Origin of the sequence: Limnohabitans sp. (genome assembly GCF_044361985.1) — a bacterium.
GTDB lineage: Bacteria > Pseudomonadota > Gammaproteobacteria > Burkholderiales > Burkholderiaceae_C > Limnohabitans_A.
Window position 1 is genome coordinate 1 of sequence record NZ_JBIKHV010000120.1, and the last position, 5912, is coordinate 5912.

Genomic DNA, 5912 nt, shown 5'->3' on the forward strand with positions numbered 1-5912 from the left:
CTTGGGCATCAAACAGCTCGACTCCGATCCCTTCACCACCTTCGTGTCGATCAACGACAAAGGCCAAACCGTCACCGGCAAGGTCAAGACGGTGGATGCCAAGGGCGCTGAAATCGATTTGGGCGAAGACATCATCGGCTACCTGCGTGTCAGCGAAATTTCGCGCGACCGCGTGGAAGACGCCAGCCATGTGCTGAAAGTCGGCGACGAAGTGACGGCCGTGGTGGTGAACGTGGATCGCAAGACCCGCAACATCCAGTTGTCCATCAAAGCCAAAGACGCTGTGGACCAACAAGAAGCCATGGCTTCCTTGTCACAGCAGTCTTCGCGTGAAAACGCAGGCACCACCAGCCTGGGCGCTTTGTTGCGTGCCAAGCTGGACAACAACTGATCTGATCGGTCTGAAGACACTTGCTGTCTGAAAAGCCTGCCCCTGTCATGGGGGCAGGCTTTTTTCAGGATGGTGCCAGACAATTTCAAGCCGCAATAACAACGAGGTTGACACATGACCCGCTCCGATCTGGTGGAAGAACTCGCCGCCCGCTTTGCACAGCTGACCCACCGTGACGCCGAACTGGCCGTCAAAACGGTGCTGGACGCCATGAGCGACGCGCTGGTCAAAGGTCACCGCATCGAGATTCGTGGTTTTGGCAGCTTTTCGATCAACCGCCGTCCGCCGCGCGTTGGGCGCAACCCGCGCTCGGGTGAAAGCGTGCAGATTCCGGAAAAACGGGTGCCCCATTTCAAACCTGGCAAAGCCTTGCGCGAAGCCGTGGATGCAGGTGCGGTCAGCCCAGGCAAGGTCAAGGCCAAAGCCTGATTTTTTGCGCCGGTCAATCGGCGAAGTGCCCTATGCCCACCTCAGTGCATGAGGCCTTATCTCAAGGGGTAAGCCCCCCGTTAGAATGAAGCCTGATTCCGAGGGCTTCCATGAAACGTCTGCTTCGGCTGCTTCAGTGGCTACTGAAAGCAGCTGTCTTTTTTACACTCTTCGCTTTTGCGCTGAATAACCAGCAAGAGACACGTGTCAATTTCTTTTTTGGCACGTTTTGGTCTGCGCCTACCGTTTTGGTGGTGCTCAGTGCGTTCAGCCTGGGTGTGGTGGTGGGTGTGCTGGGCATGGTGCCCAGATGGTGGCGTCACCGCCAGACCCTGCGCATGACGACACCTCCGACAGCCGAAACCACTTCTTCGCCTCAGCCCCCTCATGGAACTTGATCTGACCTGGATTTTGTTGGGTCTGCCCGCTGCTTTTGCATTGGGCTGGGTTGCTTCACGCTTGGACCTGCGCCAGATGCGCATCGCCAATCGGCAAGCGCCACGTGCTTACTTCAAAGGCTTGAACTACCTGCTCAATGAGCAGCAAGACAAGGCCATTGACGCCTTCATTGAAGCCGTGCAAAACGACCCCGACACCTCCGAGTTGCACTTTGCACTGGGCAACCTGTTTCGCCGCAGGGGCGAATACGACCGCGCTGTGCGGGTGCACGAGCACCTGCTGTCTCGGGCAGATTTGAGCGGTGCCGATCGGCAACGCGCCCAGCATGGCTTGGCCCTTGACTTCCTGAAAGCCGGCTTGTTGGACCGTGCTGAAGAAGCACTGCGCAAACTCGAAGGTACATCCTACGAAGGCCAGGCGCGCCTGGCAAGGCTGGCCATTTATGAGCGCTCGCGCGAATGGCCTGAAGCTGCGCGGGTCGCCCGACTGCTTGAAAATTCGGGCGAAGCCAAGTTTGATATCCGCATGGCCCACTACCAATGCGAGCAAGCGCGCGAAGCCATTCAGCAAGGCGATGCGGCCAAGGCGCAGCAAATACTGACTGAGACGGTGCAGACTACGCCAGAAGCAGCCAGGCCGCGCATATTGCTCGGACAGGTGCAACTGTCGCAAGGAAAAGCCGCACAGGCTTTTGAGACCCTTGCTGTGTTGTTTGAAAAGGCCAATGTGGCGGCTCCGCTGGCCGCGGCCAGTTTGGCCAAGGCCGCGCAAGCAGCTTCGTTGCTCAAACCGGCCATCCAGCTGCTGGAAAGCCACTACGAAAAACAACCCTGCATTGATGTGCTGGAAGCCATCACAGCACTGGAAGAAGGCACAGCTGAGGGCGCTGCCGCATCGCCCCAACGCTACCTCAGGCATTTGGACAAGCAGGCTTCCTTGATGGCCGCTACCCGTTGGCTGACCCAGGAAAGCAGCGATGCGCACCCCTTGCCGGCCCCGGTTCAAAAAGCACTGGAACAGGCCATCAGGCCTTTGGCCCGCTACCGCTGTGCGGCTTGCGGGTTTGAAGCCAAAGAGCATTTCTGGCATTGCCCCGGCTGCCAGGCCTGGGACAGCTATCCGCCGCGGCGCATTGAAGAACTTTGACACCCGCTTGAAACAGCTTGTTTCAAGTCAAGTGCCCAAGCCCTTGTTCTGATCAAACCACCCGACCCACAATGTGCCCCATTGCAGCGCGCTGCAGGCACAACACCGGGAGGGATGCACATGTTGAAAAAACCTACGGCCAGCTTGGTCGCCGCCTTGTTTGTGGGCATGGTTTGGGGGCAGATTGACCTGAACCAGGCAACAGAAATTCAGCTGGATGGTCTGAATGGTCTGGGCCCGAGGACGACACGGTACATCCTGGCCGAGCGGCAACAAGGGCCCTTTCGCGATTGGCGAGATGTGATGCAACGCATCAAGGGCATTGGCCCCAAAAAAGCCGCCCATCTTTCAGAACAGGGTTTGCAAGTCAAAGGCTTGGGCTATGCACAAGCGCCTGGCGCCTCACCCGTTGCAAAACCCAAGCACGCTGCAACGCCCCAACACAATTGATGGCCTGACGCCCTGAAAATCAATGACAAAGGGGTCGGCGCAGGGCCAGTGCCCTGGCAGGGCTTATGTCAAAGCTTCACCAAATCCACCGCCACCTGGCGTGTGAATTTCAAAGACATCTCCCGTCTGCATGTCGACCTGCCCGATGTGCGAGAGTTCTTGCACTGTGCCATCGGCGCGCACCACCCGGTTGATGCCGGGCAAACCAGGTTGCCCCCCGGCCATGCCAAAGGCTGGATGCACCCGCCCATTGGACAAAATACCCGCCGTCATAGGCTCGAGAAAGCGCACACGGCGCACGCCCCCGTCACCCCCATGCCAGCGCCCAGCGCCGCCAGAGCCTTGGCGGATCGCATAACTTTCCAGGCGCACCGGAAAGCGGAACTCCAGCACCTCGGGATCGGTCAGGCGCGAATTGGTCATATGGGTTTGCACGACCGATGTGCCATCAAAGCCCCCGACCTGCTGGCCTTGTGCATCAAAGCGTCCGCCTGCACCACTGCCGCCCGAAATGGTTTCGTAATACTGCACGCGGGCGTTGCCAAAAGTGAAATTGTTCATGGTGGGCTGGCTGCCCGCCATCACGCCCAAGGCGCCGAACAGCGCATTGGTGATGCAGGTTGAGGTTTCCACATTGCCCGCCACCACCGAAGCTGGGGGGTTCGGGTTGAGCATGGAGCCCGCCGGGATGATGACCTTCAGGGGTTTCAGGCAGCCTGCGTTCAAAGGAATGTCATCGTCCACCAGACTGCGAAACACATACAACACCGCCGCCATGCACACCGCGCGGGGCGCGTTGAAGTTGTTGGGCAACTGGGCGCTGGTACCCGTGAAGTCGATCTCGGCCGTGCGCTGTGTGGCGTTCACCCGCACCGCCACCTGAATCTGCGCCCCATTGTCCAAGGGCAGGGTGAATGCGCCGTCTTTCAGCCGTGTGATGACGCGGCGAACCGACTCTTCGGCGTTGTCCTGCACATGGCGCATGTAGGCCTGCACCACATCCAGACCAAATTGATCGACCATGCGGCGCAGTTCCTGCACACCTTTTTCGTTGGCCGCAATTTGTGCTTTCAGGTCGGCCATGTTTTGCTGGGGGTTGCGCGAAGGGTATTCGCCACTTTCAAGCAGCGCCACCATTTCGGCTTCACGCAGGTGCCCCGCTTCGACCAGCTTGAAGTTGTTGATCTGCACGCCCTCTTCTTCAATGCGGGTGGAAAAAGGCGGCATGGAGCCTGGCGTGAGGCCACCCACATCGGCGTGGTGGCCTCGGGAGCCGACATAAAAAACCGGTTCGGCGTGAGCGTCCAGGTAGACCGGGGTGATGACGGTGATGTCGGGCAAATGCGTGCCGCCGTGGTAGGGGTCATTCAGCACAAACACATCGCCTGGGCGCATGCGACCTTGGTTGTCCCGGATCACGGTCTGGATGCTTTCGCCCATGGAGCCCAAGTGCACCGGCATGTGCGGCGCATTGGCGATCAGATGCCCTTCGGCGCTGAACAGCGCACACGAAAAATCGAGCCGCTCCTTGATGTTGACCGAGTAAGCGGTGTTCTGCAGTTGCAGGCCCATTTGCTCGGCGATGTTCATGAACAGGTTGTTGAACACTTCGAGCAACACCGGGTCGGCCTGTGTGCCGGCGGCGTGTTGCACCGCTCTGGCCTGCACACGCACCAACAGCAAATGGTCCAGCTCGGTCAGGCGCGCCTGCCAGCCGGCCTCCACCACGGTGGTCGCATTTTTCTCGGCGATGATGGCTGGGCCGTCGATCACGTCGCCCGGGCGCATGTCTTCGCGCACCAGCAAGGCTGCCTCTTGCCACTGGGGCTGGCCAGCAGCGTTGGCCGCATAGACCCGCACCGTGTCACGGCGCGGCACTTCACGCTGGGGGTGCAAAGCCATGCGGGCCTCTTCGGGGGCATCGCCTGGCAGTACGGCCTCGACCGATACCGCCTCGACCACCAGGGCCTTGCCTTGCATCAGGAAAGCAAAGCGCTGGCGGTAGGCCGCTTCAAAGCCAGCCACCAATTGGGCTGAGTCGCCCCATGGCACCACCAAAGCAGAATCGGTGCCCTCGTAGCGCAAATGCACGCGTTGACGCAACTCGATCGGTGCAGCGATGGCCTCGTCAGCGCCCTGGCCGATCTGGGCCAGCAGAGCTTGCCGTGTGGCTTCACCCAGGGCTTGCAGCCGCTCGGCCATGAGCGTCATGGCCGCCGCATCCAGGCGGCGCTCGATGGATTCTTCGCGCATCACGTTTTGATCGGCCAGGCCCATGCCATACGCCGACAACACGCCCGCCAGCGGGTGCACCAATACCTGCGACATGCCCAAAGCATCGGCCACCAGACAAGCGTGCTGCCCGCCTGCACCGCCAAAGCACTGAAGGGTGTAACGCGTCACGTCGTAGCCGCGTGCCACCGAAATTTTCTTGATGGCATTGGCCATTTGCTGCACAGCGATCTGGATGAAGCCATGCGCCACGTCTTCGGCAGGTCGGCCCATTTGGTCGGCCATTTTTTCAAAATGACTGCGCACCACATCGGCATCCAGCGGCTGGTCGGCTTGCGGCCCGAACACCGACGGAAAATACCCCGGCTGCACCTTGCCCACCATCACGTTGGCATCGGTCACGGCCAAAGGCCCGCCCCGGCGGTAACTGGCCGGGCCCGGATTGGCCCCAGCGCTTTGCGGCCCCACCCTGAAACGCGCGCCGTCATAGGCCAACAAGGAGCCGCCGCCAGCGGCCACGGTGTGGATGCTCATCATGGGCGCCCGCATGCGCACGCCAGCCACCTGGGTTTCAAACTCGCGCTCGAACTGACCTGCAAAGTGCGACACATCGGTGGAGGTGCCCCCCATGTCAAAGCCAATCACTTTGGCATGCCCGGCCAACTGGGCGGTGCGGGCCATGCCCACGATGCCGCCTGCCGGACCACTCAGGATCGCGTCCTTGCCTGCAAAAACCTGGGCGTCCGTCAAGCCGCCCGAGGACTGCATGAACATCAGTTTCACACCAGGCATCTCACTGGCCACCTGGTCGACATAACGGCGCAGGATGGGCGACAAATACGCGTCCACCACGGTGGTGTCACCT

General features: G+C 60.4%; 6 protein-coding genes. 5 read left to right on the forward strand and 1 reads right to left on the reverse strand.

Annotated elements, in window-relative coordinates; all coding sequences use genetic code 11:
• The 5 genes from ACIQ3A_RS13390 to ACIQ3A_RS13410 all read left to right on the forward strand — a co-directional run.
• The coding region (locus ACIQ3A_RS13390) for a S1 RNA-binding domain-containing protein (protein ID WP_396432223.1) at positions 1–391 on the forward strand (391 nt) is incomplete at its 5' end.
• 114 nt (positions 392–505) lie between these two features.
• Entirely contained in the window at positions 506–820 is a 315-nt protein-coding gene (locus tag ACIQ3A_RS13395; RefSeq protein WP_396432224.1) for an integration host factor subunit beta, read from the forward strand.
• Positions 821–930: 110 nt separating this feature from the next.
• On the forward strand, positions 931–1218 hold the full coding sequence (locus ACIQ3A_RS13400; RefSeq protein ID WP_396432225.1) for a lipopolysaccharide assembly protein LapA domain-containing protein: 288 nt from the start codon (positions 931–933) through the stop codon (positions 1216–1218).
• Positions 1208–2365 (forward strand): lipopolysaccharide assembly protein LapB, encoded by a 1158-nt coding sequence (gene lapB, locus ACIQ3A_RS13405; RefSeq protein WP_396432226.1) that lies wholly within the window; start codon positions 1208–1210, stop codon positions 2363–2365. The genes ACIQ3A_RS13400 and lapB overlap by 11 nt, the downstream gene beginning before the upstream one ends.
• Before the next feature lie 120 nt (positions 2366–2485).
• The gene (locus ACIQ3A_RS13410; protein WP_396432227.1) at positions 2486–2815 is read left to right on the forward strand and encodes a ComEA family DNA-binding protein; all 330 of its coding nucleotides are present in this window, start codon (positions 2486–2488) and stop codon (positions 2813–2815) included.
• 63 nt (positions 2816–2878) lie between these two features.
• Here the strand turns inward: ACIQ3A_RS13410 and ACIQ3A_RS13415 are convergent.
• A partial coding sequence (locus tag ACIQ3A_RS13415; RefSeq protein ID WP_396432228.1) for a hydantoinase B/oxoprolinase family protein occupies positions 2879–5912 on the reverse strand: 3034 nt, incomplete at its 5' end.

What these genes read in the sequence shown, in the direction of transcription:
- lapB (WP_396432226.1), top strand. Translation starts at nt 1,208, where the DNA reads ATGGAACTTGATCTGACCTGGATTTTGTTGGGTCTGCCCGCTGCTTTT.
- ACIQ3A_RS13410 (WP_396432227.1), top strand. Translation starts at nt 2,486, where the DNA reads ATGTTGAAAAAACCTACGGCCAGCTTGGTCGCCGCCTTGTTTGTGGGC.
- ACIQ3A_RS13395 (WP_396432224.1), top strand. Translation starts at nt 506, where the DNA reads ATGACCCGCTCCGATCTGGTGGAAGAACTCGCCGCCCGCTTTGCACAG.
- ACIQ3A_RS13400 (WP_396432225.1), top strand. Translation starts at nt 931, where the DNA reads ATGAAACGTCTGCTTCGGCTGCTTCAGTGGCTACTGAAAGCAGCTGTC.